Genomic DNA, 25,743 nt, shown 5'->3' with positions numbered 1-25,743 from the left:
CCGCGCCGGGTCAGTCCGCCGAAGCGCCGTCGACGCCGAGGATCGGGGTCACGTACGACTGCCCGGTGGGCGAGACGAGAGTGAGCTCGACGTCGGCCACGCCTTCGAGACCCTCGACGCCCGCGATGACCGGGTTCGGCACGACGTCGGCCGTGCACGCCTTGTCGGCCGGGATGCCCGACAAGGATGCCGTCACCGCAGCGTCGCCGGTGACCTCGGTCGCGGTGATGGTCTCCGGGCAGCCCGACGAGCCCCAGAGCAGCACGACGAACGTGCCGGCGCCGGTCGACCAGCCCGCACTCGGCATCTGCTCCGACGGGCTCTCGAAGACGAGTCCGTCGACACCGGGGAGGGTGACCTCGCCACCGTAGCCCTCGCCGTTCACCTCGATCACGAGGTTCTCCGACGCGTCGACATCGTCGGGAACCGGGGCGAGCGAGACGCGCGGCGCGAAGTCCGCGGTGCACGGGCCCTCGGTGTCCTCGACGAACGTGACGCGCAGCACGCCGTCCGCGTACCCCTCGACCTCCGCGGTCGGCACGCACGTGGACGAGCCCTGCGTGATGAGTCCGACCATGCGCCCGCCGTCCAGCCAGGCGGCATCGAGCTCGAGGACCTCGGGCATCGCGGTCTCGGACGGCTCCGGCGTCCCGGTCGTGCCGGGGGTCGTGGCACACGCGGCGAGTACCCCGCCCGCGAGGACGACGAAGCCGAGGGCGGCGGTGAGGCGAGTAAGCGGACCGCGCATGTCAGTTCTCCCCGTTGATCGTGATGCGGACGTTGTCGAACTCCGGCGTGCCCGCGAGGACGAGCGCGACGTCGCTGTCCTCCTCGAGCCCGTCGACCCCGATCACCGAGGCGCGCGGCGCCATGTCCATCGTGCAGGCCTGGTCGGCGGGCGGCGTCTCGAACGTGACGGTCACCTCCGCGGGGCCGGATGCCGTCGCCTCGGAGACGACCGGCACGCACGTCGACGACCCCCAGGACAGGAGCACGAACTGACCCTCGGTGTCGGTCCACCCGGCGCTCGGCAGATAGTCCGTCATCCCGCCGCCGGTGAGGCCTTCCGCGCCCTCCAGGTCGGTCGAGCCGATGTAGCCGTCTCCCGTGACGCTGATCGCGAGGTCCTGGGAAGGGTCGACGCCCTCGGGCACGTCGACGAGCGTGACCCTCGGAACCAGGTCACGGGTGCAGGGCTGATCGGCATCGGGCTCGATGAGGGTCACCGACAGCGAACCGTCCGCTTCGAGCGTCGCGCCGTCCGCCGGCGGCACGCACGTCGAGCTGCCGGAGGTCACGAGACCGATGATGCGCCCGTCATCGAGCCACGCGGCGTCGACCTCGACCTCGGTGACGTCACCACCCGCAGGACTCCCGGAGGTCGGATCGGTCTCCGGTGCGGTCGCGGCCTGCGTCGCACAGCCGGCGAGTACACCGGCGGACAGGAGGACGACGGCCGGAAGGGCCAGAAGACGGGGCGCGAGGGTCATTCCCCGATTTTTTCGCATGCCGTCTGGGCTTCGCCAGGGAAAACGGTCACGGTGCGGTCACGGACGCGACGTCGGACTAGGGAGGTCCAGCCCGTCATGGAGACGTGAGAAACTCACGGAGCATTCTGGCCTCGCTCGGTAGGGCGATGATGCAAAGCCGACGAGCGTTTCTCTTCGAGCTACTTGTCGGTGCAGTTCTCCGGCGAGATGGCGTTTGCTGTCTGCGCCGTACCGGTCGACAAGACCGTGCAGTTGACAGGGTTGTTCGCCAGAAGTCGCCAGTTGATCGTGGACAGGAAGCTGCTCGAGTTCTGCAGTGACCCGGATACGATCCAGAACTTGAGAGGAACGACGGTGTTGGCCGGGACGACGATGCTCGCAACTCCACCGGAACAGGTTGAGGAAGTAACCGAAGCGCAGATGTTGTCCGGGTCGAAGGCTGTCGTCGAGTAAAGGGTGACCGCGTTCGTGACGTCCGCGGGATCGGTCCCGTTGGCGGTTGTCATGCTCGTGATCTGGAAGACGATCGGCTGGGCAGTCGGGTTCGTCAACGTCAACGGCACCTGCAACGACTTGTCTGAACCGCAACCCTTTTGCAGTGCCCCCGTGTTGCCGCACGCGCCGCCGAAGTCGATCACCGGCGGCGGCGGAGCCGATGCTGCCGCTTGCGGCACGGTCGCGGCGACCGCGATGGCCGGAACGGCCCACGCCATTGCCTTGGCAACGGTTCGACGGCTGACGCCGTCCGAGCCGGGCTCTTCGATTGAACTCATGGCGCAAACCTTCCCCTTGTGCGGCTACGCACCCCACATGCAAGCCGTATCCCCAGGTATCGACGACTGGTGTGATTGTAGCGCATGCCGCACGCATCGACAATTCGATTGCGCGAGAGGCGCGCGGCTCGTGAGCCCCCTGACTCCTTAGCTCTGAGCCACGGCGCGCAGGTACGCATCGACATCACCGGGCGGCATCCCCCACAGAACCCGGGCGAGCTCGACGAGCGCGGGAACTTCTTGACGCACCATTTCTTCGACGGCAGCGGGTTCGCGGCCTTCGGGGTCGATGACATCATCGGCCAGCGGATCGAGGTAATCGGGGCGCAGTTCGTCAAGTCGCACGACGGCCGCGCACAGACTCGCGACCGAGCTCGGCGCCGAGCGCGCGGCGCGACCCGATAGCGCAGCGCCATCCTCGTGTACGGCGGCCGGTCGCATTGCCGTCGCGATGCGACCGGCCTCCCGGATCGTGAAGGTGCGTCGCAGGACGCGGGGTGAAAGTGCGAGCACAGCCGCGCGGTGTTCGCGGGCGGACGCGAGGATGAGGTCTGCGCTCTCAACAAGATCCGCCGTGAGAAGTGCCGCCCGATGCCCGCGATCTTCCGCGCCGAGTTCAGCGGCGATACGGCGGGTCGCGCCGCCCATCGGAACGCCGACCGGAGCGCGCGTGCCGGCGCTGACGACATGCACTCGCGTGGCCAGTGCGGCGGGGAGGTACCATCCCGCCCAGGTCGCCAGGAGGTCGTGGGCGAGAGCCGAACGGTGCACGTTGCCGGTGCACACGATGAGCAGGCTAAAATCGGCGGTCATCGGTCGTCCCCCAAACCCCGGTCCGCCCAGGGCGGCACGCCTCACGAGCGAGCCTACCTCCGATGTCCATCACGCAGCCGTTCGGTGGCCGATGACGATTGGAGCATTGACGTGTCCGAGGATGGCCTGGTCGTCAACTGCCGCTTTCTCACCCGCCCCGTCACGGGTGTCGAGAGATTCGCATACGAGATCACGGCGCGCCTCGTGGAGAGCGTCCCCGACATCACGCTGGTGGCTCCACCGGATATCGAGCCCGGTACGCGAGTACGGGGAAAGACCGTCGAGCCGGTCGGCCGCCTGCGCGGACATCTGTGGGAACAGGTGAGTCTTCCGGGGTATCTGCGCTCGCTCGGATCTCCCACGCTCGTCGACCTGGCCAACACCGGGCCGTTGCTCTGGCGGAAGCAGTTGTACACCTTGCACGACGTCGCGTTCATCACGCATCCCGAGAGCTATCGTCCGCTGTTCCGGTTGATGTACCGCGTCATCGCAGGCACCCTGATCCGCCGGGCGGCGCACGTAGCCACCGTCAGCACCTTCTCCCGCGACGAGATCATCCGGACCCTCCGTTGCCCCCCGGACCGGATCACGGTCGTGCCGAACGGCGTGAGCACTCTCGGGTCCGCGACCGCCAGAATCCGCACGCCACCACTCGACGGGCGGGCCTACTTTCTCGCGGTCGGCTCGGCAGCCCGCCACAAGAACACGGCGATGCTCCTGGATGCGTACGCGCGTTTCAGAATCGAACAGGTGGATGCACCCGCCCTTGTCATCGTCGGGGGCGACTCGAAAGGCTTCCGTCCCACCGCGACCGCAGACGATCGGCCCGGGGTCATCGCGCTCGGCAGGGTCACCGATGACGAACTCGCGGGGCTGTACGCGAATGCCATGGCCTTCGTCTACCCCTCGCTGTACGAGGGGTTCGGAATCCCCCCGCTGGAGGCTCAGAGCGTCGGCACCCCCGTCATCGTCTCGCGGCGCCGTCCCTTCACCGATCTCCTCCAAGAAAGCAGCGCCGTCTGGTGCGATCCGGAAGATGCCGCATCCATCACCTCCGCGCTCGCGCACGTCAGTCGCTCGCCCGAGTTGAGGGAGCAGCTGATCAAGAACGGCTCCATGAATGCGAGCCGATATTCTTGGGACGACTCGGCAAAACGGGTGCTGGCGATCGTCGCGGGCTCGGCACGAAAGGGATGACGATGCGTGCACTCGCGATCTCCCACAGTGCCAGCGTCGACGAATGGCGCGGTCGTGAGCGTGCGCTGCAGCACCTCGGCCTCGATATCGAAACGCTGTGCGCACAGAAATGGACCGAGGGCGGCGCGATGGTCACGCCTCACGCCCAACCCGGTGAGCGTGTGACCGGAGTGCGAACCGTCGGCACGCACCCGGCATTATTCGTCTACGACCCGCGGCCGCTGTGGCGGGCACTGCGCCGCAACCCGGACGTCATCGACATTCACGAGGAGCCGTTCGCGCTGGCCACCGCCGAGGTGCTCGCGCTGCGATGGCTGAGCGGATGCCGCGCACCTTATGTGCTCTACACGGCGCAGAATCTCGACAAGCGATACCCGACTCCGTTCCGCCAGCTCGAGAGATGGGCTCTCCGACACGCGTCCGGTATCTCGGCGTGCAATTCCGAGGCGGCTCGGATCGTGGAACGAAAGGGCTTCCCCGGTCAGGCACGCGTCATCCCTCTCGGCATAGATCCGAGTCGATTCACCCCAAGTCCTGCTCGCCCTCCTGGCCCGACGATCACCGTGGGGTACATCGGACGACTGGTCGAGGAGAAGGGCGTGCTCGTGCTTGTGCATGCTCTGGCGCTCGACGAGCGACTTCATGCCCGCATGGCTGGCGGCGGTCCCCTCGCCGATCGCGTGCGCGACGAAGCTGTTCGGCGGGGCGTGCGGGCGCGCGTGGAGCTCGTCGGCGCCTTGGACCCGTCTGAAGTGGTCGCCTTCTACCGTGAGATCGACGTTCTCGCGGTCCCCTCGATTCCCCGCGCGGGCTGGACGGAGCAGTTCGGCCGCGTCGCCATCGAGGCAATGGCTTGCGGTGTCCCTGTCGTTTCGAGCGATGCGGGCGCGCTGCCCGAAGTCGTCGGCGACGCGGGCCTGCTCGTGCCTCACGGAGATGCCGCCGCCCTCGCGTACGCGCTCGCGCACGCAGCGACGGGAAGCGCGCAGAGGTTGCGTGAACGAGGTATCGCCCGCGCAGCCGAGTGCACTTGGGACGCGGTCGCTCTGCACTACCTCGATCTGTATCGGTCAGCGGCACGAGTCGATTCGGCTGACGCGTCGAGACCCGTGGAGATCATCGTCGTCGCCTACGGCGCGCAGGACCTGTTGCGCGCAGCGCTCGAGGCAGTGGAGACACTCCCTGTCACGGTGGTCGACAATTCGTCCTCCGCCGAGATCAGGGCGCTGTGCGAAGATCGCGGCGCCGTCTACATCGACCCGGGCAGGAATGCCGGATTCGCCGCGGGAGTGAACATCGGCCTGAGGCACCGGCAACGCCCCGGCGCCGACGTCCTTCTGCTGAACCCCGACGCGGTCGTGTCTCCCTCTCAGATTCACGATCTCCAGGCGGCGCTGCATGCAGACCCGCGCCTGGCGAGCATCGCCCCCGAGCAGAAGGATCGAGCGGGCAGGGCGGCCCGCGTGGAGTGGCCGTTCCCGTCACCTGTGAACGCGTGGCTCGAAGCGGTCGGACTCGGCAGGTTCGAGGGCGGCGGTTCATTCGTCATCGGCTCGGTGCTTCTTCTGCGGGCGGAGGCGCTTGCCCACGTCGGCGGTTTCGATGAACATTTCTTCCTCTACGCGGAAGAGACGGATTGGGCGTACCGCGCGCGCCGACTCGGCTGGCGCCATGCGGTGGCGAGCGGAGTGTGGGCCGTTCACGAGGGTGGCGCCACGAGCACGGACTCGAGATCGCGCGAAGCCCGCTTCCACGCGTCGCAGGAACGATACTTTCGCAAGCACTTCGGGGCGCGCGGCTGGCAGGTCGCTCGGAGCGCGGTGTGGGTGGGCTCGATGGTGCGCGCCGCACTCCTGCGGGGTGAGCGGCGTGACGAAGCCCGCCGCCGCGCCGCGCTGTACAGGCTGGGGCCGATACGAGTCGAGGCACGGATCGCCCCACGCGCATGATCGGTACCCCCGAGATCAGCTGTGGTGGTCCGCTGCCGTCGACGCGGTTTGCGGTCGCTCCCCGTGCAACGACTCATAGATATCGGCGACGAAATCATCGATATCGTCTGCACCGACCGCCGGGCCGCCTGCGAGCAGTCCGTCCGCGCCGAGGAGCACGGCTGTCGGGGTTGACGGTATATCCAGAGACTGGCGCGCGTACCCATCCGGATCGTGAAGAGACTGGGGCTCGGCCGTCTCGATCAGCGCACTGTCTTCGGGTGCGGCCGCGAGAAGAAGGCGCACGTCGACCTCCGGCAACAAATCTCGCCAGAAGCCGACCTTCTCGATGACCGGCGCGCACGGCGCACATGTCGGGGAGACGGAGAGCAGCAGAATCGGTTTGCGCGCGGCGAGAGTGCGGAGGTTCTCAACGCGCCCGTCCGCGAACGTCACCGGCACTGCCGGTGTTCGGGTGCGAACGTAGTCGCCGTCCTCGCCATCCTCTCCCGCTGAGACCCTCAGGTTGGCAGGCGGCACTTCGAACCCACGCTCCGGCCACAGGATCAGCGCGGTCGTGATGGCGGCCACCACGAGTCCGAATACCCATGGTCCTTCTCCAATGGCCTCGCGCAGCGGTCCCCCGATGAGGGGTGTCGTCCAGCTGCTCGCCGAAGTCACGACGGCGAGTGCGGTCAGCCACACGTTGCGGACGATGGTGACCTTTGTGACGCGCTTCCGCGCTCCGAAGCACGCGCACGACGCATCCTTCTCCTCGCGCACGGCGCGCACGACAAGCCATGTGTAGGCGGCCATCAGGGCGGCCGCAGCCAGCGCGGCGACCAGAGCCGGCGCGCCACCGACCACAGCGATCGCGAGCCCGAGCGCCACTTCCCCCCAAGGGTGGAGTCTGCGCAGCCATTCCCTGCGCAATGGTGCAGGCACCCCGAGCTCAGCCCACGCGGCCAGGTCGTCCGCGGCCCGGAACTTGCTCACCCCGCTGGCGATGAGCACGCCCGCGAGCGTCAGCGGGAAAGCGATCGCCAGGGCTTCGGGCATATGGCGATGCTATCGACGTAGGCGACTACGGGCACGATGGACTCCCAAAAGCCATGACGACGTCCGGCTATCGTGGTCGGCAAGAAGTGGGGGTGAGCACGGTGCGAATTCTGCACGCGATCCGCTCCGATGGCTTTGCCGGAGTCGAACAGCTCGTCCTGCGTCTGGCGATCGCCCAGGCAGACGCGGGCAGCACTGTACACGTCATCGGAGGCGATCCCGCGCGTATGGCGCGCCCTCTTGCTGATGCCGGTGTCAGGCACACAGCGACCGCCGATCGCGCTTGGGCCGTCGCGCAAGCGATTCACCGACACGCCGGGGATGCTGACATCGTGAACTCGCACATGACGGCGGCCGACGTCGCCGCATCCGTGGCTCTCGCCGGCCTGCGGGACGCGCCTCCGCTCGTCTCGACACGACACTTCGCGCGCCGACGGGGCCGCCTGGCCGCGCTGCCTGTCGGCCGAGTTGTCGCCAGCCGGATAAGCGCAGAGATCGCGATCAGCGAAGCGGTGGCCGCAGCGATCGAAGGTCCGAGCACAGTCGTCCATCCGGGAGTGCCCAAGCGCGACGCAGTCGATCACGCCGCGCGACATCGGACCGTCCTGGTCGCCCAACGGCTTGAACCCGAGAAGCGAACCCGGATGGCGATGGAAGTGTTCGCCGCGTCCGGTGTCGCCCGCGACGGATGGCGCTTGATGATCGCCGGGGAGGGCGTCGAGCGGCTCCTGCTGGAGACGACCGCGGCGGAACTCGGCCTGACCGATGTCGTGACATTCCTGGGGTTCCGAACTGATGTTCCGAACCTGATGGATGCGGCTGGGCTACTGCTGGCGACAGCGGAGTTCGAGCACTTCGGGCTGACGGTGCTCGAGGCGATGGCGTCGGGACTGCCGGTGGTCGCTTCCGACGCCGGCGGACACCGGGAGACTCTCTCGAATCTGGACCCCCGCGTCCTCTTCCCCGTCGACGATATCGCCGGTGCCGCGCGCCGCCTGCGGGAACTGGTGAGCGATTCTGACGGTCGACATCGCCTGGGAGACGCGGAGCGACGACGCCAGCAGAGCGCGTTCAGCCTCGACGCCCAGCGAGAGGCGACGGAGGCGGTATACCGTCGTTCGATGACGCTGCCCGGACGCCGCTGACGTAGCCATCAGCCATATGCTGGCGCGATGGACCTGGTCGTGGCATCGCTGGAGGCCTGGGACACGGTATGGCGACGTAACCAGCACTTGGTTTCGCGACTCCTCAGAGACGACCCGACTCTGCGCGTGCTGTTCGTCGAGCCCGCCGCAGATCCATTGCACGACCTCATCTCTCGCCGTCGCGCCGGTCGGGGCGTCCCGGTTTCAGAAGTCGCCGGCTTCCATGGTCGACTGTTGCGCTACCGGCCGGTGAAGCTCCTGCCGCGGCGACTCGACCCTCGCGTCGATGAGCGTCTGGCTCACCGGATCATGCACGCGGCCATGACAGCCCGGATGACCCGTCCGCTCCTCTGGGCGAACGATCCGAGCGCAGCAACCCTCTCCTGCATCTCCCGCTGGCCGACACTGTACGACATCACGGACGACTGGGCGGTCGCCGACCGCACGCCGAGCTCCCTTGCCCGTGTTCGCACCTCAGAAGACTGGCTGCTCGAGCATGCCGCGGAGGTTGTCGCCTGCTCGGCCGAACTCGTGCGTCGCAAGGCACCATCACGGGCACCGCGCCCGATCCATCTCGTCCCCAACGCCGTGGATGTCTTCAAGTACCGCACGCCGGCAGCCCGTCCCGATGATTTGCCACGGGTTTCGGCGGTTTACGTCGGAACGCTCCACCGGGACCGGCTGGACATCGAGCTGTGCGAGCAGACTGCGCGCGAGCTTGTCGGACGCGGCACGCTCGTGCTGGTCGGACCCGACGCTCTGAGCCGCGCGGACGCCGAACGTCTCCGGGAAGCCGGCGTGGCACTTCTGGGAAGGCGACCGCACGAGCAGGTCGTCGGCTATCTGCAGCACGCGGACGCCCTCGTCGTGCCGCATGTCGTCACGGAGTTCACGGACAGTCTCGACCCGATAAAGCTGTACGAGTACGCCGCGGTGGGGCGACCTGTGGTCGCTACCGCCGTCGCGGGCTTCCGGGACGCAGAGCCGCCCGTACGTGTCGCGTCGCGGGCGGAGTTTCCTCGAACGGTCGCCTCCGTCGTTCCGGCGACGACTCGATTTCCGGTCGGCGCCCACACAAGGGTGGCCACCTGGGAGGATCGTGCCACCGATCTGCGCGACATCCTCAGCCGAATGCCCTCATGAGCCGGGGGTCGATCGGCGACCGCTCTCACAGCGGCCCCGGCCGCGGATCGCTACCTTGGGAGTCATGCACGTCGTCCAGTTGGCACAGCACATCGGCCCCGGCAGCGGAGTCGCAGGTGTCGCGTACAACCTGGAACGTCAGTTCAGGGCGATGGGGCACACGGTGGAACAGTTCACTCTGCGCACAGCCGGCTGGCGAGAGCGACCCTGGCCGAGAAACAGGCACCTGCGCGCGCTCGCCATGTTCCGTCGCACGATCTGGTTCTCGACAGTGGGCACCATGAGGGCCCGCCGTTTCCTCGCGGCGCGGCCGCGGTGCGTCAGCATCTGCCATGGTGCGCCGCTCGCCGGACACGTCTATGTCAATCACGGCGTCGTCAGCGAAGCCATGCGCTCGCGGGGTCACGGGTTGCTTCGCATGATCCAAAACCCGACCCACCCGTTCACGTACATGCGCGACTTCGTCCGCTACCACAGCAGCACACATCGCGTCGTCGTGGCACTCTCACCGAGCGAACGCGTCGCACTCCTTCGCGCATACGGCCGTATCAAGCCGTCGATCGAAGTCATCCCCAACGGCGTAGAACCGGACGTGTACCGGCCTCCGACGGTGGACGAGCGCCGATCCGCGCGCGCGGCATTCGCGCTGGACGATGAAGCTCGGGTGGCGCTTTTCGTGGGTCACGAATTCGGGCGCAAGGGCCTGGATTCCGCGATCGAATCACTCGTCCATGCCCCCACAGTGCTGCTTCTGGTCGCCGGCGGCGAAACCCCCGAGTGGATCTCGTGGGCGCGCGACCTGGCTGAGCAACTCGGCGTGGCTCAGAGGGTGCTGCTGATGGGTCCACGAACCGATCTCGAGCTCTTCTTCGCGGCATCGGACATGCTCGTGCTGCCGAGTCACTATGAGCCTTACGGCCTCGTCATCCTGGAGGCGCTTGCGTCGGGGCTGCCCGTCATCAGCACTGCGGTCGGGTGTGCGCCGGAGGTGATCGAAGACGGCGTCAACGGCTTCCTGGTCGGACGCGATCCGGAAGAGCTCGGACGGCGGATGGAGCAGATCGGCCGGCGTAATCCGGGCGGCTATGCCGACGACGCGCGACGAACTGTTGCGGGGCACGACTGGCGCGCGGTCGCGACGAAGTACCTGGCACTCTTGAATGAGGTGCGAGACCGGTCGGTGCCGTAGCGTTCTGCCGAAACGACTTCGAGGAGGTCCCGTGCGCATCGTGCAGATCGTGCCAACCATCGGGCCCGGGAGTGGCGTCGCGGGGGTCGCATGGAATCTCGACCGTGAGTTTCGCAAGCTCGGTGTGGAAACCGAAACGATCACGTACTCGATGACCTCACCCCCGCGCAGCATCACTCCGCGGGGGCCAATCTCGGCGCGTCTGGCCACAATGCAGCGGGTCGTACTCTTCAGCATCCAAGGAACCCGCTTCATCGAGCGATTCCTGGCCGAGCGGCCGGATGCTGTGTCGATCTGCCACAACGACGCGGTGGTGGGTGACATCTACGTCAATCACGGGGTGCTGCACGCCGCGATGCGTGCGCGAGGGATGGTGGCCTTCCGCTACCTGCGTAACCCGATGCATATCTTCACCCACGTTCGCGACCGCCGTCGATATCGCGGCGACACGCATCGCGTCGTCGTCGCCCTTGCCGACACCGAGGCGGCGGCGCTGCGAAAGGCGTTCGGGCGAGTGCACCCGCCTGTCGTGGTCATTCCGAACGGGGTGGACCTCGACCGGTTCAGACCGCCGACCCCAGCGGAGCGCCTCGCCGCGCGCACGCGCCTCGGGCTGAGGGACTCGGATCGCGTCTTCGCGTTCGTCGGCCACGAGTTCGACCGGAAAGGACTGCCGCTTCTTGTGCGAGCTCTGCAGCACGCACCGCGCGCGCTCCTGCTCGTTGTGGGAGGCGACCGTCGTCAGATCGAGACGGCGCGGCGGCAGGCGCAACGAGCAGGTGTCGCCGAACGCGTGCTGTTCGTCGGGCGACAGCCAGACGTTTTGCCTTTTCTCCATGCCGCGGACGTCTTCGCGTTGCCCAGCGCCTATGAGGCGAACGCCCTCGCGCTCCTCGAGGCTCTCGCATGCGGGCTGCCGGTGATCGCCACACCCGTCGGCGGGGCCGCCGCGACCATTGCGGACGGCAAGACCGGTTTCCTCGTGCCGGCAGATGCTCATGTCATCGGTGATCGTATGGAAGGACTCATGGACGAAGACCTCGCACCGTGGAGCGAGAGTGCGCGCGAGTCGGCGACCGCGTTTTCGTGGACGCTGATCGCGCAGCGGTATCTGGACCTCGCGGATCGCGTGGCGCGAGAGCGCGGATAGGATCGCCTGAGCATGCGTCAGCCCCTTTGGCGCAGCGGAGGGGACGGTTGTGCGGACCACACGTGAGGGACCGCTGCTCTCCAAGCTCGGCTGGCTTCTCACGTTCGTCGGCGCACGTCCCGCCGGGTGGATAGCGAGCACTGTCGCTGTGTCGGTCATCTTGGCGGCGATGGACACCGTCGGGGTCGCGGCGATGATCCCGCTGACGCAGCTCATCGGTGGTGCAGAGCCGGATTCCGGAGTGCTCGGAGCAATTTCGGATGCCACCGGCTTGACCACGGCGGCTGAGTTGATTCCCGTCATCGCCGGAGCGATCGCCGCGCTCTTCGTGGTGAAGAGCGCGGCGGCTCTGTGGTTCCGCTGGTGGTTGCTGGGCCGAACCAGCCGGTTGACGGCGGACGCCGCAACCGAACTGCTCCGCCGATATGTTCTCGCCCCTTACCCCGACCACAAGGCCCGTCGGTTGAGCGAAACCTACCGAAACGTCAACGATGCCACGGCTCAAGCGTCCTCTGTGCTGCTCGCGGTGATCGGCATCTTCACCGATGTGCTGATGCTGAGTGCGATCGTGATCGTGCTCGCAGCAACGTCTACGGGTGTGACTCTCATCTCCGTAGCGATCTTCGTCGTGCTCGTAGCCGGAATCCAACGACTTCTGCGCCGCAGACAGACACGCATCGGAGAGGAAGTAGCGGCGGCGAATCTCGAGGCCTGGCAGTTCTTGCTGCCGAGCCTCGACGGATTCAGAGAAGCCCGGCTCACGTCGAGTGCGTCGGTGTTCATCGACAGGTTCCACCGCGCGCGGGTCCGAGGAGCGAACGCCGCACGGAGTCTCGGCATCCTCTCCGATCTTCCGCGCTACGCACTCGAGATCGGTTTCGTGATTGCGATCGGCGGTGTCTCCTACTACCTGTTCGCCACCGGCACGCCGCAAGCTGCCATCACCGTGCTCGGCGTCTTCGCCGCGGCGTCGCTGCGAGCTCTGCCGACGCTCACGCGTGTGGCCGCCAATTTCGCGATCGTTCGCACCGGAGGAGTCGGACTAGACATCCTGCTCGAAGTCAATGACACTTTGGAGCGCGGCGGATCCTTCCGCGAGCAGCCCGTCACATCGGAGCGGTACGCGGGCGACATCGAGCTGAGCGATGTCGCATTCAGCTACCGGGACTCCGACCGTCCCATCTTCGAGCACCTTTCGCTGACCATCGAGCACGACCGGACCGTTGCGTTCGTAGGATCGAGCGGCGCCGGCAAGAGCACTCTTCTCGACCTGATTCTCGGATTGCTCGAGCCGACAGCGGGGAGCATCACTTGCGGGGGTCGATCCATCGGAGACGATCTCGCGGGCTGGTACCGGGAGCTGGGTGTCGTACCCCAAGATGTCTTCCTGGTCAATGACACGATACGTTCGAACGTCGCTTTCGGCCTCGACCCGAGCGCCGTCGATGACGCAGGAGTGCAACAAGCACTCAGGATGGCGAAGTTGACCGAACTGATCGCCGAGCTGCCCGACGGGGTCGACACCATGGTAGGCGAGCGAGGCGTCCGGTTGTCGGGCGGTCAGCGACAGCGAATCGGACTCGCTCGAGCGCTCTACCGTCGACCCCGGGTACTCGTACTGGACGAGGCGACGTCGGCGCTGGACAACGCCACCGAGCACGAAATCTCGGAAACGCTGTCGACGCTCGGTGGCAGCATGACGATCATCATCGTGGCTCATCGCCTGTCCACTGTGCGTAATGCCGACTCGATCGTGTTCCTCAAGGACGGCAAGATCGAGGCGCAGGGTTCGTTCGCCGAGGTCCGCGCGAACAGCACGGATTTCGCTCACCTCGTGAAGCTCGGCGAACTAGATTGAGCGCGGACAATCGGATGCCGAGACGCTTGACGATAGCCTCGCTCGCGGCTGGGGAGCCGATGGGCGCCCAGGCATACGAAGATCAGGTCTGGCGGCGATCACAGGCATGCCTCGATGAATTCGGTGTCGGCCGCTGGAATGCGCGACGGCTCGTCGTGCGCTCGCTCCGGTCATCGCTCGGCGGCAATCGACGGCTGCCTCTGCGCGCGGTCGCCGCTGCGGGGGAGAGCACTCGACGCGCGCTCGGCCGCACTCTCTACGCCGGCAGTGATGTGACGCACCGCATGAACCTCGAGCTGCCTCCTGCCCCCCGAGGCGACGCGGTCACTCTGCACGACATCGTGGCGTGGCGCTTTCCCGACGAGACTGCACCGGTCGCCGCTGCCCGCCACGAATTGCAGCGGGCCGACGCGGTGATCTGCGTGTCGGAGTTCACCGCGCAAGAGGCGACGGACTTCCTCGGCGTGCACGACGTCCGAGTCGTGCCGAACGGTGTGGACGTCCGCTACTTCACTGCAGCGCCCCCCGACGCGATGACCCGTGAGGCTCTCGGATTGCCGGCGCGCTATGTGCTGCATGCCGGCGGCGCCGCCCTCCGGAAGAACCTCGAGGGTCTTGCCGCTGCCTGGCCGCGCGTGCAGGTTGAGCGTCCGACGCTGACGCTGGTCCTGGCAGGGCCGGCGCATCCGCGGCGCACCGCATTGTTCGCACGCGTTCGCGGAACAATGCTCGCCGGGCGCATCCTCGACGAGATCATGCCGACCGTCGTCGCCGGCGCGGAAGCGGTCGTGGTGCCCTCGCTCTACGAGGGCTTCGGGTTGCCGGTACTCGAGGCGATGGCGGCAGGTGTGCCCGTCGTCGCTGCTGCAACGAGCAGCCTTCCGGAGGTAGCAGGGGGGTGCGCGATCCTCACCGGCACGACCGGACCCGAGATCGCCGAGGGACTGCTGACTGCGACCTCGGGGGATAGCGAGCTTCGGACCCTCGCGACCCGCGCGCGCGCCCACGCCGACGGCTTCACGTGGGAGCGGAGCGCGCTGGAACATGCGCGCATCTGGAACGCGCTGGCGTGAGTTCCCCACACAAGCCCAGTCTCGACGCATCAGTAGGAGTTGACGGAATGCCACACGAAGCTTCGACAGCGCCGGACGTCGTACGCATCCATGCCTTCATCATCTCGTGGAACGGACGAGCCGAGGCGGCGATGAAGATCGCCCACGAGATCAGTGAGCACGTCGATGAGCTCACGGTCATCCACTCCGATCCGAGTGGGGTCGCTCCCGCGGGAACTCGGGGGTGGGAGATCGTGCCCGACAGCTACTTCTACGGCATGAAGTTCAAGCGTTCACTCGAGCTCTTCGGGAGTGACGTGATGCTGCAGGTCCAGGCGGATGCATCCTGCGATGACTGGGCAGCGCTCGTTGCTGCGGCCCGACGGGCGTTCACCGTCAGCGCGAACGTCGCCGTGTGGGCGCCGGATGTGAACTTCACCCCCTGGCCCGCCCGTCTGACCACGCTCAACACCGCGGCCGGACCACTCAGGCACGTGGCGATCATCGATGGCATCGTGTGGGCCCTATCCGCGGAGGTATGTGAAAGGCTCACCGCTTTCGACTATCGCGCCAACAACGTAGGTTGGGGCATCGACTGGGCAGCTGCGGCATTCGCGCTCGCCACCGGCAGGGACGTTCTCGTCGATATCTCGATTCACGTGGAACATCCCATGACCCGCGGCTACGACACATCCGACGCGACCGCGCAGATGGATGCGTTCCTGGATGACCTCGACCAGCGGGAGCAGGCGATGCGCAACCTCGTCGCCGGCTTCCTGGCGCCGAGGCGGAGCGACAGGCCCCTTCGCGACCTTCTCTCGATGGCGTATCGCGCGATCCGTCACCAGCTGCGTGTTCTGTTGGACCGCGTGACGGGTCAGGCGAGCCCACCTGTCCGGGAGATTCCCGCTCCCGACGGTTCCACGCCGGGCTGAGGGCTCCGGACCGTCGCCGCCCCTATCGTGCTCGCGCCTGCAGCCACGAGAGTGGCCACCACGAGCCCGACCACGGTCAAGACCGCTGTCTGCTTGTCCAGTCCGAACTCGACCAGGCGAAAGGTGACGATCCACCAGCCGACGAGGACGGACGTGACGCACCAGTTCCGGATTTCTCGAGGTGCCTGGGCCGTTCTGGCGAGCCACCACCAGAGCGCCGGAAGGGGGAGGAGGACGTAGACCTGATGCGAGATCGGAATGAGAAGAATCACGGCGAAGACGACGTTGTAGAGCGATATGACGTCCGTGCCCGGGGCGCGCAGCGCGAGTGCGAGCAACCCCGCGACTACGAGAGCCGACAAGACGGACACCAAGACCTCGGCGAGCGGAGAGACGACGAGCGGCGGAAAGTCCTGAACACCCTCGAACAGCGCTCGACCCAGTCCCCACACCGAATAGGCGAGCACGTCCTGATTTGTCCCCCGGAAAGGACTCGTGATCATCGAGACCAGAGTTGGAACGCCCCCCAGGCTCACGGCCAGGGCGATCATGATGGCGCCCCACAGCAGGACTGCCGAAAGGGTGCGAATCCGTTCTCGACCTCCGCGACGGAAGACCCACAGAAGCAGGAGGACCGGCCAGGTCTTTATGGCCGCTGCCAGCCCGAGCCCCAGACCGGTGGAGAAGAAGTACCCCCGAGATGCGAAAAACGCCGCGAGAGCGATCGCGAGTCCCACGAAGAGGTTCACCTGCCCGAGGAAGAACTCCATCGTGATGGGCCAACTCCACAACAGCGTGACGATGGCGACGGCGAAGACCCAGGCGCGGTGCAGCCAACTCCAGTTCGGCGTACAGGCGAGCACGGCGAAGAACGCCATCCCGCAGGCCGCGGCAAGCATGGCCGCGGTCCACGCAATCTGAGCCCACTGCGCAGCCTCCATCGGTACCAGAACCGCAGCGAGGAGGGGCGTATAGAAGTAGCCCTCCACCCCGTACGGCGAGCCCCCACGGGCGATCGCTCGCGCCGCGGGCAGGAAGTAGACCGCAAGGTCGGGTTGCACCTGGCTCATCGCGGCGAGGTAGCGCTGCGAGACCAGCGCCATCGTGATCAGTGCCGCGATTGCCCACGCTGCGACGGTCCCCCATAGCTCCCACCGCTGGGCACCGGACCCCCGCCGCTCAACCTGTAGCCGCACGTCGCCCTCTCCCCGTGATGTCCAGTAGCGCGGCGGCGCTCTCCGCCCAGCTGAATCGCATGGATGTATCGATCGCGCGTTTCGACAATCGCTGGCGGAGTTCTGGGTCCTCAACCAGTCGTTGGAGTGCGCTCGCGACCTCACCCACGTCCGGACCGACGAGCATCGCCCCGTCGCCGAGAACCTCGGTGGAGCCTCCGGTAGGCACGGCGATCACGGCACAGCCGGATGCCATCGCCTCGAGTGCAGCCAATCCGAAGGGCTCGGGCACGAGTGGCAGCACCAGCGCGATGTCGTGTGAGCGGAGGATCGACCCCACATGATCTGTGTCGACACGACCGAGGAAAACCGCTCCGACTTCCCGCCCCGCTCGCAAGAGCTCGTCCTGATACGTCGCGACCGCTTCGTACGCGTGCCCGAACGTCTGCACTCCCCCCATGACGCTGACTTCCACCGACCGCATCCCTCGTCTATACGCCTCTGCGACCGCGTTGATTGCCAGCAGCTGTCCCTTGTTCGGATCGATGCGACCAGGGATGATCACCCGAACCGGGGCCACGGCATCCGAGGTACGCACGGCGGGAGGAAACGTCGCTCGATTGACTCCGTTGTAGACGGTGACGGGTCGACTCGCATCGGGCCCTACGGACTGCTCCGTCCATTCCCGTACCGAATCGCTGACGGCTGCGATCGCCACGCTACGAGGGAGACGGCCCAGCGCGTCGCGCGCGGCTCCGCTGAGATAGTTGTGCACCCAGAGAACGACCTCAGTGCCATCGCCTGCAAGCAGGGCCGCGAGCTCCGGGTCGTTCGAAACGACGACGCGTTCTCCTGAGTGGACGGCGTTGCGAACGCCCGCTACGTAGCGGGCGCGCGGTCCCCAATGGCGCGGAAGCACTCGCCCCAGCGCACTGCGGATCACACGCTCGAAGGTCGAGCGGGGATCGCCTGACCTTGCCAGAGTCGTCACCATCCCCTCGCGGTAAGGGGCCTCCCCCGACCTCGGGGAGATCACCCGGACTGTAGACCCCGTGGCCAGCATCTCCCGCGACATCTCTCGTATGCACGTCGCGATCGCACCTCCGCGCCCGGGCCCGTAACGCTCCTCTTCAGGGACGACGAAGACGAATCGTCCCCCCTCTGTCGGATCCCCCATCAGCGAGTCGCGCCCGTGAGATCTGTCCACGTCGCGTCCCACGTGAGCTCTTCTGCGCGGGCGCGCGCAGCTCTGCCCAGCCGCTCCCTTTCTGTGGCGTCCTGGAGAAGCCCGTGGAGCACCGATGCGAGGGCACCGACGTCATCACGCGGCACGAGACGACCGACATCCCAGAGCACTTCCGGGATTCCGCCCGAGGATGATGCAACGACGGCCAACCCTGCTGCCATACCCTCAAGAACCGTCAGCGGCATCGGATCGTCCCACCGTGAAGGCACGACGTGGATATCCACTCCTCTCAGGGCATCCGGAATCTGGTCGCGAGCGACGTGACCTACGCGGCTGACGGAGACACCACGGGCTTCCAACCCGTCGATCGCAGAAGCGATCTTGCGGGCATAGGAACCACCATCCGAATAACCCCAGTTTGTGTCGCCGACCAGCTGCAGCGAGAAAGGACCCGCCCCACGCTCAACAAGGAGCGCACATGCACTGAGCAGAACATCAACCCCTTTTTCGACGGCCAACCTGCCGAGGTATCCGATAACGGGCGCGGGCGACGGATGGTCGCCGGGGCGGATCCGATCCGAATCGACGCCATTGCGCGCCGTAGCGACTCGAAGTGACGCCAGACCGTAAACGGTCTCGACGGCCCGCGCCAGATAGTCGCTCACGGCAACCATCTCCAACTGTCCGTCAAGGACGATTCGACGGCGGAATCGGTCACCGGCAACCTCTAAGTTGTGAAACCAGTGCACGATCCTGGTCTCCGGGAACGCGCGGCGGAGATAGACCGCGACCTCAGGGTCGTTGTTGACTACGACTATCCGCGGTTGTACATGCCGGAGATGCGCGGCAACCTGCTTCGCGTAGGCGCGCTGGTCGTGGCGCGCCCAGCCCGTTGCCCGTCGTTGCATTCGTTCCACAGTCTCGCGCACCCCCCTCCTGCTGACGAGAGGCGGAAGCCACGTGAGCGCCGGCCAGTCGTACGCGAAGCCCTCGCCTCGTCGACTGATGACGTGTGGCTGGACGCCCACTCGATCCGCCGCCCGACAGAGCTCCCACAGACACGTCGCGATCGCGCCGCTGCGATCAGAGGTGAACGTCTCGCGACTGTTGTTGATAAGGATGATGGAATCGGACATCCGCCGCCTTCGGCCTACCAGTGAGCCCCTCCCACCCGTCAGCCGATGGTACCGTGGTCCGTGGTGAGCGAATCGCCCTCTGGGATAGCACGAGACTATTCGGTCGTGGTATGTACGCGTGACCGCTCATCACGCCTCGCCCGATGCCTGATGAGCATCCTCGTGTCGATGGACTGTACTCCCGAGCTCTCGGGCGAGCTGCTCGTCGTCGACAACGGCTCGACCGACGATACGGCCTCAGTGCTGGCGGCAGCGGCAGCATCAGACCGCCGCATCCGCTTTGTGGTCGAACCGCGACCGGGAATCGGTAACGCTCGACAGTGCGGGGTTCGCCACTCGACGGGCGCGATCATCCTCTGGACTGATGACGACATCGTCGTGCCGCAACAATGGATCAGGGCTATGTTGCGTCCGATAGTGGGTGGCGAGGCAGACGCAGTAGCCGGCGGGGTAGCGATGGCGGAGGGACTCTGGCGCCCATGGATGACGGGCGACCTCGTCGCTCGCTACTTTGCGCATGTCCCGGAACCGCCCGCTGTCGCCCCCGGCCTCGTCGGCGCGAACATGGCGCTCCGGCGCGATATCGGGACACTCATCCCGTTCGATCCGATGCTCGGCACAGCACGATACCCGGGAGCAGAGGATGTCCTTGTGTACGTGCAGGCGTTGGAGGCCGGGTACCGCGTAGTCGGAGTGAGTGATGCGGCGGTCACCCACCATTTCGACGCCGCACGCCTTGACGCCGATCGCCTCGAAGCCCTCGCCGCCGGCTACGGCCGGTGCGATGCGTACTTCTTCCACCATTGGCTGCATGCGCAGTACTCGCTCAGCCGGATGCGCATTGCCAAACAAACGATGCGACTGCACTACGCCCGCGTTCGCGCTCGCGGAAATCGCTTCGACGAGCGCGTGCTCGCCGCGCGCCGCGCGCTCGCGTTCCATCGAGAGATGCGGTCGCTCCGCGGAACCCCACGGCGATACGACTACCGCGGCGTGGGCCTGCTCGAGTACAAGGAGACGTAGCGGTCGACGACGCTTTCCCACGTGAAGCCGCGCACGCTCACCGCTCCTCCACTCGCTATTTTTCGGCGCAGTCGCGCGTCGGAGAAGATTCGGCGAATCGCCTCGGCCGACGCGTGAACATTGTGGGGGTCGATCAGGATCGCGTCGTGTCCGTCCCGCATGAACTCCGTTGCTCCGCCATGCCGTGTCATCAGGAGGGGCGCGCCAGCGCGCCACGCCTCCAAGGCAACGATGCCGAACGCCTCGATCCGACTCGGCACCACGACCGCAGTCGAGCCACCCATCAAGTCCGCAATGGCCTGTTCGTCCAACCAGCCGACGAACCGAACGCGCGACGCGATTCCCAGTTCCGCCGCTCTCCTGTCAAGGCCGCCCCGCTCGGGCCCGTCTCCACCGATCACCAGGCTCACATCGTCAGGGAGGTCCGCCAGAGCGAACGCCTCCAAAAGGAGATCGAACCCTTTAGTCACGCCGAGGCGCCCGACCGCGAGAATGTACCGACCTTTCGTTCTGTTGTGGCGGGGGCGAATACTCGGGTCGACTCCGTTCGGTATCGTCACTCCGCCCTGCAGCCCGAACCGTGCGGTGAGGTCTGAGAGAACCACCCGCGAAGGCCCCGTCACGACTTCCGCGCGAGTGAGTGCCGACCTCAGCGCCCGCCGCATGATGGTCGACGTCTCGAAGAGACGATTGTCATCCATGAACGTCTCGCCGTGCGACGTGACAAACAGCCTCACCGGGAATCGGCGATTCAACGCGAGTGCGTACGCACCGTTGGGGCCGAAACAGTGAACATGGACGACAGTCGGCGCGAAAGAGGAATACGCGCTCGCCCACATGCGCCACGCACGCGGGACAACTCGCAGAAATCGCGAGAGCCCTCGGAAGGATGCCGTAGGCAGGGGGGCAGGCATAACGCGGGTCACTATGCCGTCGACACTCCGAACGCCGATACCCTCGCCCCGATCGACAGTCCAAACCTCGACGGCATGACCACGAGTCTTGAGACCGGCTGCGACGCGCGCGACGTGGGTCTCGACTCCGCCGATGTGCGGAGCGAACGACGACGAAACCAGAGCTACCCGGAACGACGCATCTGCGTCCCTGCTGCTCTGCTTACGCCTAGTTCCGCCGCGCACGGCGTTTGCGCCCGCTCGGGGTCACTTCAGACGCGTCCAGCACCAGATCGTCGAACCTGACCTCGCCCGACTCCGCGGCCTCTTCAGTCAGTAAGGTGCTCTCCTGAGCGAAGTCGGGTCCCGCAGTGGCCGCCGTAGCCTCACGTTGCGGCCGACCCTCGAACGTCGGAGCCGACGCGCTGGAGGCAATAGTTCCGAGGACATCACTCTCAGGACTCGCCGATGCGCTTGGCGGCGAGGAGGGGTCCGGAACGTAGCCCTTTCGTACTTCGTACGAGTACGCCGACGAATCGACGCCCTTCAGCGGCGCCTTGTTGAGCACCACACCGAGCACGCGACCCTGGGCCTTATGCAGCGCATCGATCGCCTTGTCCGCCACGTCGTAGGTGGTCTTGCCCACGCTGAGCGTCACGAGTGCACCGTCGGCCTGATGGGTGAGGACCACACCGTCGGTGACCGGCAGCAACGGCGGCGCGTCAATGATCACCATGGCATGGGTGGCGAGCTCGTCCAGAACGCGCCTCATGCGGTCAGAGCCCAGCAGCTCGCTCGGGTTCGGGGGAATGCTCCCGGCCGCAAGGACGAACAGATTCGGAGTGGCGGTTCGCTGCAGCACATCAGCCAACTCGACGCGACCCGCGAGCACGTCGCTGAGACCTGCGTCCCCCGGCAATGCCATGGTCCGTGCGACAGTTGGACGCCGAAGGTCGCCGTCGACCAGCACCACTGGCTCACCGTTCGCCGCGAGCGCGACGGACAGATTGCATGCGATCGTCGACTTGCCGTCACCAGCGAGGGGACTCGTGATGACGATGGTCCGCGGCGGGTTGTCCACGTCCATGAACTTCAAGTTTGTGCGCAAGGCGCGGAATGCCTCGGAAAGAGCGAACCCGCCCCCCTTTTCCGACGTGATCGACGGATCGATCAGACGATGATCCGACGCGAGCGCGGCCGACGCCGGCACTGTGCCGACGACCGGAACCCCCATGCGCGCCTGAACATCGTCGGCCTGGCGTACACGACGATCCGATGCCGTACGTACGAGCGCGAAAGCGATTCCCACGCCGAGACCCAGCACCCCGCCCACAAGGATCGCGGTGCGCTGATCGGGAAAGACCGGGGCGTTAGAGACGCTGGCTGCGGCAGCAGAATAGATCCCGATAGGCGCCCCCCCATCGGAACTCGTACTCTGAACCTGATCGATCGTCTCTCCGAGTGCGTCGATCCACGCTTGCGCGAGGGTGGCAGCCTCTGCGGGAGAACCCGCCTGGGCCGTGAACTTGAGAATCGAGGTTCCCTGCGGATTCACGACATTGACTCGTGCCGCCAGCTCCTCGGGAGACTCATCACTCTGTAGTATCTCGCCCGCCCGCTCAGCCACGACTTTCCATGTGACCATTTCGAGATATGTGGGCACTTTCGTCGCCGCGTAACTGTCGCCATACACAGCGCCACCCTGCTCGGCGGTCGCCTTGGACTGCACCAGGCCGTTGGCGGTCGCTTCGTACACCGGCGTCTGCAAAAGGACCCAGCCGAACGCGGTGGCGACGCCGACCATGGTCATCAGCACGACGGCGATCCAATGTCGGCGCAAGCCTCGGAGGTAGTCGCGCAATTCCATGTGCAGCCCCTCCTGACGCTCCGCCCGTGATCAGGCCGAGCTCCATCGTATGCCACCCCACCTGCCCACGTTCTCGATGAATATTGCGAGCCGTCAGCGACGACGCCGAGACCAGGGAGTCAGCTCGCGCAGGCCTCGCGCGGGTCGGGCCAGGAATTCCTTCAGGATCTCGCCTCTCGTCGGGACATGGCCCAGGCGCAGACCCAGGTGTTCGACGTTGACCATAACCGCCCGGACGACGATTCGTCCTTTTGCGCGGAGTGTAGGCGCGGCAACGAACCGCCCCCACCACTCCTCGTACCGACCACCTCCGCGCGAGACTGCCCGCCAGAGGAAGTACTCGCGTTCTCCGCGATGGAGGTCGACCTGGCCGAGCGCGGCGTCGAATCCCAGACGAGCATCTAAGTTGTCGACTTCTGCAACCACCTCCATGCGGGTGCAGGCCGCAGCCTCGTGCCACGCGCGACGCGTGTCGAGGTCGTTGGCGCGTCCTGCGCGGGCCGCGTTCAACAACAGGATGACAGCCTGCGCGGCCACATCGGGAACCTCACAGGGCACGCCGCAGAACGACACCGTTCGACGCTTCTCCCAGAGCCTGATGAATGCCGTGTCGTCAGCCAGGCCGATCCCGGGAAAGCGGCGATGCAGATCGAGAAACCCCCACTCCGGGTGCAGATAGGTCTGCGCGTGGGCGAATGGTGAGCCGTCCTCGAATGTGCTGTACAGCTCCCACCCGTACGCACGTACGGCTTCATCGAGCGCGTCCACCTGGACAGGTCGCACAAGGATGTCCACATCCGTACCGGTCGCGTCACGCGACCGCAGGGAAGGATCCGTCGCGTTCCCCTTGATGTGCAGGATGTCCACAGCGGCGTGCGTCGCGGCGACCTGTACTGCCGCGCGACCGAAGAGCAGACGCACACCCATGGGTACGGCAGGTGCTGTCGGTGTTCGTGTCATCGCGTCGGGGAGTCCGCGAAGCGGCGAAGTTCGACCGCGTCGCGCGACCGCACCTCTTCACTGTGTTCGCTCAGAGGGACCGACTCGTCACGGGCGAGGGCACCGAGACACACTCCCGCGATGACGAACGGGACTGAGACTGCGACGGAGATCCAGAACAGATCGAACTGACCTTGCACGAGTCGGCTCAGTACCACTGTCACCGCCAGGGTTCCATACCGGGGATCCACACGCCAGAGCACCACAAGCATGCCGATGCACATGACCACGAATGCCGCGAAACCCACGAGCCCCACCGAGGCCAGGATTTCGAGGACGCCCTGCGGGGGCTGATAGGGCAAGTCGGGGTCGACGTACCAGAACCGGAGGCCGTGTCCGAGAATCGGATCGGTTCTCCAGTAATGCACCACCTCGCGGAACCAATTGAGCCGCTGGAAGACAGAGTTGAATTGGTTTTGCGAGTTCACCTGGTCGATGACCATCACGATGGCCACCCACACCGCAGGGATGGCGATCATGACTGCCAGCCCACGGTGGCCGCCGCGTCGGAAGATGACGATGCTGAGTGCCACCGCGAGCCCGATCCAGGCCTGACGCGACTGCGACATCGCGACCGCGACGAGCATCAGCCAGAATGCGGCGCGCACGAATCCCTTCGACAAACCCGCCCACGAGGGATTGATGAACGCCACCAGCACGAGAAAAGCGAGGGTGGTGCCGACGAAGTTCTTGTGCAACGCCCAGGGAACTGCGGGATACACAGCACCGAAGTCACCCTGGGCGTACTGAGCAACCCCCGTGATGATCGTGCCAACAGCGAGCACGCATCCAGCCGCGAGCAGCGCGCCAAAAGCGAGCCCTGCGTATCCTGCACGGCCGGCGGCCCACCCGACGACAAGCGCTCCCGATATCAGCAGCCAGGCGTGAAACCATTCGACCGTATTCTGGACATACGGATGAACGATGACCGTGAAAAGGGTAGCGAACTGGTAGAGCGCGTTGAGCCACAGGAGGGCTTTCAGGGAACGACTGTATGGGCGATATCCGAAGAGCACCGATACCGCGAATGCGGCAGCAAGTGCAGCGTCCGAAACGGTGAGATCGCCGCCGCCGAGGCCCACGCGCAGTGACACGAGCAAAGCCGGCATCGAAAGAAGGACGATGGCCAGCGGGCGTGATCCGGTCAGAACAAGGCCTATGACCAGGACCGCCACCGCGAACGCGAGTGTGAGGCCGTAGGGGCGCGCTCGATCGAGTATGAGGAAGACGACCAGCGCCGTCCCGGCAGCCATCACTATCCAGCGCCACGCGTTCGCCCACCACTCGCCTACGCGAGAGCGCAAGATCGAACCCGTGGAGCTGTTCCACTTCACACGCTTCCCCCTCCGCGCCGATCTCCTCAGTATTCCAGCTCGTCGCTCATCGGGGCCTGGACGAGAAGCTCTCGGGCAACCAGCTCGTCGATGAAGGCAAAGACAGCCGGCGCGATCTCCTGAGGTTCGACGCCGAGTCTGGCCGCGAGGCGGTTCAAGAGATCGCCCCCGTGACCCGTGGTCACTTCGCTCCAAATCAGGCCGCCGACAGGATCCAGCACGTGGATCGGTCCGGCCGGCAGGCGCGCGAGGTAGAGAGTCGCCCCCGACCATTGCTCGGCGACGTGCGGGGCGGCGCGGAGCGACGAAGCCACCGTCAGCTCCGTCTCCGAATAGCGGGTGCGGCCTTCGCAGCCCTCTTTCCCGACTCATTCCATGCGCTACTTCGGGCTCTGGGG

Annotated in this window: 23 protein-coding genes; 10 read left to right on the top strand and 13 right to left on the bottom strand. The window is 66.2% G+C overall.

What is annotated here, in order from left to right:
* Nucleotides 1–10: 10 nt before the first annotated feature.
* From Q9S36_RS40480 to Q9S36_RS40465, 4 genes are all read right to left on the bottom strand, one after another.
* Nucleotides 11–748 carry a hypothetical protein gene (locus Q9S36_RS40480; protein WP_311290398.1) on the bottom strand — a complete coding sequence of 246 codons (738 nt, stop codon included), beginning with the start codon at nucleotides 746–748 and terminating at the stop codon, nucleotides 11–13.
* A gap of 1 nt (nucleotide 749) precedes the next feature.
* Entirely contained in the window at nucleotides 750–1,490 is a 741-nt protein-coding gene (locus tag Q9S36_RS40475; protein WP_311290397.1) for a hypothetical protein, read from the bottom strand.
* Nucleotides 1,491–1,669: 179 nt separating this feature from the next.
* The gene (locus tag Q9S36_RS40470; RefSeq protein ID WP_311290396.1) at nucleotides 1,670–2,263 is read right to left on the bottom strand and encodes a hypothetical protein; all 594 of its coding nucleotides are present in this window, start codon (nucleotides 2,261–2,263) and stop codon (nucleotides 1,670–1,672) included.
* Nucleotides 2,264–2,410: 147 nt separating this feature from the next.
* Nucleotides 2,411–3,076 (bottom strand): hypothetical protein, encoded by a 666-nt coding sequence (locus Q9S36_RS40465; RefSeq protein ID WP_311290395.1) that lies wholly within the window; start codon nucleotides 3,074–3,076, stop codon nucleotides 2,411–2,413.
* An 84-nt stretch (nucleotides 3,077–3,160) separates the two neighbouring features.
* Here Q9S36_RS40465 and Q9S36_RS40460 point away from each other — a divergent pair, with 84 nt between their 5' ends.
* Both Q9S36_RS40460 and Q9S36_RS40455 read left to right on the top strand, forming a co-directional pair.
* Nucleotides 3,161–4,273 carry a glycosyltransferase family 1 protein gene (locus tag Q9S36_RS40460; RefSeq protein ID WP_311290394.1) on the top strand — a complete coding sequence of 371 codons (1,113 nt, stop codon included), beginning with the start codon at nucleotides 3,161–3,163 and terminating at the stop codon, nucleotides 4,271–4,273.
* A gap of 2 nt (nucleotides 4,274–4,275) precedes the next feature.
* Nucleotides 4,276–6,222, top strand: a complete 1,947-nt coding sequence (locus Q9S36_RS40455) for a glycosyltransferase (protein ID WP_311290393.1) — start codon at nucleotides 4,276–4,278, stop codon at nucleotides 6,220–6,222.
* A 15-nt stretch (nucleotides 6,223–6,237) separates the two neighbouring features.
* Here Q9S36_RS40455 and Q9S36_RS40450 read toward each other — a convergent pair whose 3' ends face one another.
* Entirely contained in the window at nucleotides 6,238–7,260 is a 1,023-nt protein-coding gene (locus Q9S36_RS40450) for a MauE/DoxX family redox-associated membrane protein (RefSeq protein WP_311290392.1), read from the bottom strand.
* Between the two features lie 92 nt (nucleotides 7,261–7,352).
* On the opposite strand from Q9S36_RS40450, the gene Q9S36_RS40445 reads away from it, so the two are divergent.
* The 7 genes from Q9S36_RS40445 to Q9S36_RS40415 all read left to right on the top strand — a co-directional run bounded on the left by Q9S36_RS40445 (nucleotide 7,353) and on the right by Q9S36_RS40415 (nucleotide 15,732).
* The gene (locus tag Q9S36_RS40445) at nucleotides 7,353–8,405 is read left to right on the top strand and encodes a glycosyltransferase family 4 protein (protein WP_311290391.1); all 1,053 of its coding nucleotides are present in this window, start codon (nucleotides 7,353–7,355) and stop codon (nucleotides 8,403–8,405) included.
* A gap of 27 nt (nucleotides 8,406–8,432) precedes the next feature.
* Nucleotides 8,433–9,548 (top strand): glycosyltransferase, encoded by a 1,116-nt coding sequence (locus Q9S36_RS40440; protein ID WP_311290390.1) that lies wholly within the window; start codon nucleotides 8,433–8,435, stop codon nucleotides 9,546–9,548.
* 64 nt (nucleotides 9,549–9,612) lie between these two features.
* Nucleotides 9,613–10,737, top strand: a complete 1,125-nt coding sequence (locus Q9S36_RS40435) for a glycosyltransferase family 4 protein (protein WP_311290389.1) — start codon at nucleotides 9,613–9,615, stop codon at nucleotides 10,735–10,737.
* Between the two features lie 31 nt (nucleotides 10,738–10,768).
* Nucleotides 10,769–11,887 (top strand): glycosyltransferase, encoded by a 1,119-nt coding sequence (locus Q9S36_RS40430; protein ID WP_311290388.1) that lies wholly within the window; start codon nucleotides 10,769–10,771, stop codon nucleotides 11,885–11,887.
* Nucleotides 11,888–12,056: 169 nt separating this feature from the next.
* Nucleotides 12,057–13,745, top strand: coding sequence for an ABC transporter ATP-binding protein (locus tag Q9S36_RS40425; protein WP_311290387.1), 1,689 nt, complete (start codon nucleotides 12,057–12,059; stop codon nucleotides 13,743–13,745).
* Nucleotides 13,746–13,804: 59 nt separating this feature from the next.
* On the top strand, nucleotides 13,805–14,818 hold the full coding sequence (locus tag Q9S36_RS40420) for a glycosyltransferase (protein WP_311290386.1): 1,014 nt from the start codon (nucleotides 13,805–13,807) through the stop codon (nucleotides 14,816–14,818).
* Between the two features lie 47 nt (nucleotides 14,819–14,865).
* The gene (locus Q9S36_RS40415; RefSeq protein WP_311290385.1) at nucleotides 14,866–15,732 is read left to right on the top strand and encodes a hypothetical protein; all 867 of its coding nucleotides are present in this window, start codon (nucleotides 14,866–14,868) and stop codon (nucleotides 15,730–15,732) included.
* Here Q9S36_RS40415 and Q9S36_RS40410 read toward each other — a convergent pair.
* From Q9S36_RS40410 to Q9S36_RS40400, 3 genes are all read right to left on the bottom strand, one after another.
* Nucleotides 15,675–16,835, bottom strand: a complete 1,161-nt coding sequence (locus Q9S36_RS40410; RefSeq protein ID WP_311290384.1) for a glycosyltransferase family 87 protein — start codon at nucleotides 16,833–16,835, stop codon at nucleotides 15,675–15,677. The two genes, Q9S36_RS40415 and Q9S36_RS40410, sit on opposite strands and share 58 nt — an antisense overlap.
* A 76-nt stretch (nucleotides 16,836–16,911) precedes the next feature.
* Entirely contained in the window at nucleotides 16,912–18,084 is a 1,173-nt protein-coding gene (locus tag Q9S36_RS40405) for a glycosyltransferase family 4 protein (protein ID WP_311290418.1), read from the bottom strand.
* Nucleotides 18,084–19,229, bottom strand: a complete 1,146-nt coding sequence (locus tag Q9S36_RS40400; protein ID WP_311290383.1) for a glycosyltransferase family 4 protein — start codon at nucleotides 19,227–19,229, stop codon at nucleotides 18,084–18,086. The genes Q9S36_RS40405 and Q9S36_RS40400 overlap by 1 nt, the downstream gene beginning before the upstream one ends.
* A gap of 45 nt (nucleotides 19,230–19,274) precedes the next feature.
* On the opposite strand from Q9S36_RS40400, the gene Q9S36_RS40395 reads away from it, so the two are divergent.
* Nucleotides 19,275–20,252 (top strand): glycosyltransferase family 2 protein, encoded by a 978-nt coding sequence (locus Q9S36_RS40395; RefSeq protein ID WP_311290382.1) that lies wholly within the window; start codon nucleotides 19,275–19,277, stop codon nucleotides 20,250–20,252.
* Here the strand turns inward: Q9S36_RS40395 and Q9S36_RS40390 are convergent.
* The 5 genes from Q9S36_RS40390 to Q9S36_RS40370 form a co-directional block, all read right to left on the bottom strand.
* Nucleotides 20,213–21,391, bottom strand: a complete 1,179-nt coding sequence (locus Q9S36_RS40390) for a glycosyltransferase family 4 protein (protein WP_311290381.1) — start codon at nucleotides 21,389–21,391, stop codon at nucleotides 20,213–20,215. The genes Q9S36_RS40395 and Q9S36_RS40390 overlap by 40 nt on opposite strands.
* Complete coding sequence (locus Q9S36_RS40385) at nucleotides 21,375–23,012, bottom strand: polysaccharide biosynthesis tyrosine autokinase (protein ID WP_311290380.1); 1,638 nt, start codon at nucleotides 23,010–23,012, stop codon at nucleotides 21,375–21,377. Before Q9S36_RS40385 ends, Q9S36_RS40390 begins: the two co-directional genes overlap by 17 nt.
* Before the next feature lie 93 nt (nucleotides 23,013–23,105).
* The gene (locus tag Q9S36_RS40380) at nucleotides 23,106–23,933 is read right to left on the bottom strand and encodes a 2-nitropropane dioxygenase (protein WP_311290379.1); all 828 of its coding nucleotides are present in this window, start codon (nucleotides 23,931–23,933) and stop codon (nucleotides 23,106–23,108) included.
* Nucleotides 23,934–23,968: 35 nt separating this feature from the next.
* The gene (locus Q9S36_RS40375) at nucleotides 23,969–25,345 is read right to left on the bottom strand and encodes an O-antigen ligase family protein (protein WP_311290378.1); all 1,377 of its coding nucleotides are present in this window, start codon (nucleotides 25,343–25,345) and stop codon (nucleotides 23,969–23,971) included.
* A 26-nt stretch (nucleotides 25,346–25,371) separates the two neighbouring features.
* Nucleotides 25,372–25,659 (bottom strand): PqqD family protein, encoded by a 288-nt coding sequence (locus tag Q9S36_RS40370; protein WP_311290377.1) that lies wholly within the window; start codon nucleotides 25,657–25,659, stop codon nucleotides 25,372–25,374.
* Nucleotides 25,660–25,743 lie beyond the last annotated feature (84 nt).

It is taken from the genome of Microbacterium sp. ARD31, from assembly GCF_031844425.1.
This window is presented reverse-complemented; position numbering and strand designations above follow the sequence as displayed.